The organism is Immundisolibacter sp. (assembly GCF_028696615.1).
Classification (GTDB): domain Bacteria; phylum Pseudomonadota; class Gammaproteobacteria; order Immundisolibacterales; family Immundisolibacteraceae; genus Immundisolibacter.
In genome coordinates this window covers 1-3,334 of the sequence record NZ_JAQVGQ010000265.1, presented here as the reverse complement: position 1 = coordinate 3,334, position 3,334 = coordinate 1, and the positions used below count along the sequence as shown (strand labels likewise).

General features: G+C 70.4%; 2 protein-coding genes. Both read left to right on the top strand.

Going from position 1 to position 3,334, the window contains the following annotated elements:
• Positions 1–329: 329 nt before the first annotated feature.
• Positions 330–3,038 (top strand): DNA polymerase I, encoded by a 2,709-nt coding sequence (polA, locus tag PHC73_RS12940; protein ID WP_300129037.1) that lies wholly within the window; start codon positions 330–332, stop codon positions 3,036–3,038.
• A gap of 55 nt (positions 3,039–3,093) precedes the next feature.
• A partial coding sequence (locus PHC73_RS12935; protein WP_300129035.1) for an aldehyde dehydrogenase family protein occupies positions 3,094–3,334 on the top strand: 241 nt, incomplete at its 3' end.

The following is a 3,334-nucleotide window of genomic DNA, read 5'->3' as shown; positions in this document are numbered from 1 at the left end:
GGCGGCGGGCCCGGCTCGGCGGCCTGCGCCGTGGCGGCCAGCAGCCCGATGAGCAGCACACGACGCATGGTCAAGACTCCTGAAAAAAACGCGTTGAAACGATGCGGCTCGCCGCGGCGCGCCCGACGCCCGCGTGGCGCTCCATGAAGCAAGGGCTTAGGCCCTTGATGCAGGCCCGGGCCGGGTGGGCCGGCGGCCGGTGTCGACCGACCAGTGTCGCCCAAACCGGTGCCTGCAAAACGAAGTCGAAGCATAGCATCGCGCCGGCGCCGGACCGCTGGCGCTACACTGCCGGCCGCCCGTTGCCGCCCGCCGCCCCCGTCACGCGCATGCCCGACTCACCGCTGGTCGTCCTGGTGGACGGCTCGTCTTATTTGTTCCGCGCCTTCCACGCGTTGCCGCCGCTGACCAATTCCAAGGGCCAGCCGACCGGCGTGGTCTACGGCGTGGTCAACATGCTGCGCCGGCTCATGCGCGAGTACCCGGACGCCCATATCGCCGTGGTGTTCGACGCCAAGGGCCCGAATTTTCGTCACCAGGCGTTTGCCGACTACAAGGCCAACCGCCCGCCGATGCCCGAGGAGCTGGCCGCGCAGATCGCGCCCACGCAGGAACTGGTGCGTGCGCTCGGCCTGCCGCTGCTGGTGGTCGACGGCGTCGAGGCCGACGACGTGATCGGCACGCTGGCGCGGCGCGCCGCCGCGCGCGGCGAGCAGGTGCTGATCTCCACCGCCGACAAGGACCTCGCCCAGCTGGTCGACGAGCGCGTGCGCCTGGTCAACACCATGACCAACACCGTGCTCGACGTGGCCGGCGTCGAGGCGAAGTTCGGCGTGCCGCCGCGGCTGATCGCCGACTTTCTGGCGCTCACCGGCGACAGCGTGGACAACATCCCGGGCGTGCCCGGGGTCGGTCCCAAGACCGCCGCCAAGTGGCTGCGTCAGTACGGTTCGCTCGATGGCGTCATCGCGCACGCGCAGGACATCGGCGGCAAGGTGGGCGAGAACCTGCGCGCCGTGCTGGATGCGCTGCCGCTGTACCGGCAGCTGGCCACGGTGCGTTGCGAGGTGCCGCTGGCCATCGATCCCGACAACCTGAACCGCGCCGCGCCGGATACCGACACGCTCAAGCGCCTGTTCACGGAGCTCGAGTTCAAGTCCTGGCTGCGCGAGCTGGAACAGGGCAAGCCCGGCGGGCAGGCGCCGGCGGCGGACCCGCCGGCCATCGACCGCGACGGTTACGAGACCGTGCTCGACCCGGCGGCGCTCGAGCGCTGGTGCGAGCGCCTGGCGGCGGCGCAGGCGTTCGCCTTCGATCTCGAAACCGACTCGCTCGATCCGATCACGGCGCGCATCGTCGGGGTGTCGTTCGCCTGCGAGCCGGGGCAGGCCGCCTACGTGCCGGTGGGTCACGACTACCCCGGCGCGCCCGACCAGTTGCCGGCCGACGCCGTGCTCGCGCGCCTGCAGCCGTTGCTCGAGACCGGCACGCCGCGCCTGATCGGCCAGGGCTTCAAGTTCGACTACGCGGTGCTCGCCGAGCACGGCTGCGCCGTGGCCGGCCCGGCCTTCGACACCATGCTCGAATCGTACGTGCTGGACAGCACCGCCAGCCGGCACGACATGGACACCCTGGCCGCCCGCCATCTGGGCCACACCACCATCACCTTCAAGGACGTCGCCGGTAGCGGCAAAAACCAGCTCACTTTCAACCAGGTGGACATCGAAACCGCCACCCGCTACGCGGCCGAGGATGCCGACGTCACGCTGCGCCTGCACCGGCACTTCTGGCCGCAGATCGAGGCCGAGCCCACGCTGCGGCGCGTGTTCGAGACCATCGAGATGCCGCTGCTGCCGGTGCTCGCGCGCATGGAGCGCTGCGGGGTGTTGATCGACGCCGCGCTGCTGCGCCGCCAGAGCATGGAACTGGCCGCGGCCATGCAGCGCCTGGAGGCCGAGGCCTACGCGCTGGCCGGCCATCCGTTCAATCTCGGCTCGCCGCTGCAGATTCAGCAGGTGCTGTACGAGGAACACAAGCTGCCGGTGCTCGGCCGCACGCCCAAGGGGCAGCCGTCCACCGCCGAGGACGTGCTGCAGGAACTGGCGCTGCACTACCCGCTGGCGCGCGTGATCCTGGAACACCGCAGCCTGTCGAAGCTGCGCTCGACCTACACCGACAAGCTGCCGGCGCAGGTGCACCCGGTCACCGGGCGCGTGCATACGTCTTATCAGCAGGCGGTGGCGTCCACCGGTCGGTTGTCGTCGTCGGACCCGAACCTGCAGAACATCCCGGTGCGCACCGCCGAGGGCCGGCGCATCCGCCAGGCCTTCATTGCGCCGGACGGTTGCAAGCTGCTGTCGGCCGACTACTCGCAGATCGAGCTGCGCATCATGGCGCACCTGTCCGGCGACGCGGGGCTGCGGCGCGCGTTCGCCGAAGGCGCCGACGTGCACCGCGCCACGGCGGCGGAGATTTTCGGCGTGCCGCCGGAGGCGGTCAGCGCCGAGCAGCGGCGTGCCGCCAAGGCCATCAACTTCGGCCTCATCTATGGCATGTCGGCGTTCGGCCTGGCCCAGCAGCTCGGTATCGACCGCACCGCCGCGCAGCGTTACGTGGACCAGTACTTCGCCCGCTACCCTGGCGTGCGCGCTTACATGGACGCCACGCGCGAGCAGGCGCGCGAGCGCGGCTACGTCGAGACCGTATTCGGTCGCCGCCTGTACCTGCCGGACATCCGCTCGTCCAACAGCCAGCGCCGGCAGTACGCCGAGCGCACCGCCATCAACGCGCCCATGCAGGGCACCGCGGCGGACCTGATCAAGCTGGCCATGATCCGCATCGACCGCTGGCTGCGTGACAATGGCCAGCCGGCGCGCATGATCCTGCAGGTGCACGACGAGCTGGTGTTCGAGGTGCCGGTGGATCACGCCGAGGCGCTGCGCGGGACGGTCGCCGCCCTGATGACCGCCGACAACCCGCTGGACGTGCCGCTCGAAGTCGAAACCGGCCTTGGCGCCAACTGGGACCAGGCGCATTGACGAGGCACGTCGCCCCAGGCGCATCCCCAGCCGATTCCAAACGAGGAGAATGCCGATGATTCCGTTCGAGAACCTCACCGCCCCGACGCGGCTTTTCATCAACGGCGAGTACCAGGACGCCGCCGGCGGCGCCCGCTTCGACAACATCAACCCGGCCACCGGGCAGTCGCTGGGCAGCGTGGCCAAGGGCTCGGCGGCGGACATCGACCGTGCCGTCAAGGCCGCCCGGGCGGCCTTCGAGTCGGATGCCTGGGCTGGCATGGCGGCGGCGGATCGCGAGCGGTTGCTGCACCGCT

What these genes read in the sequence shown, in the direction of transcription:
- polA (WP_300129037.1), top strand. Translation starts at nt 330, where the DNA reads ATGCCCGACTCACCGCTGGTCGTCCTGGTGGACGGCTCGTCTTATTTG.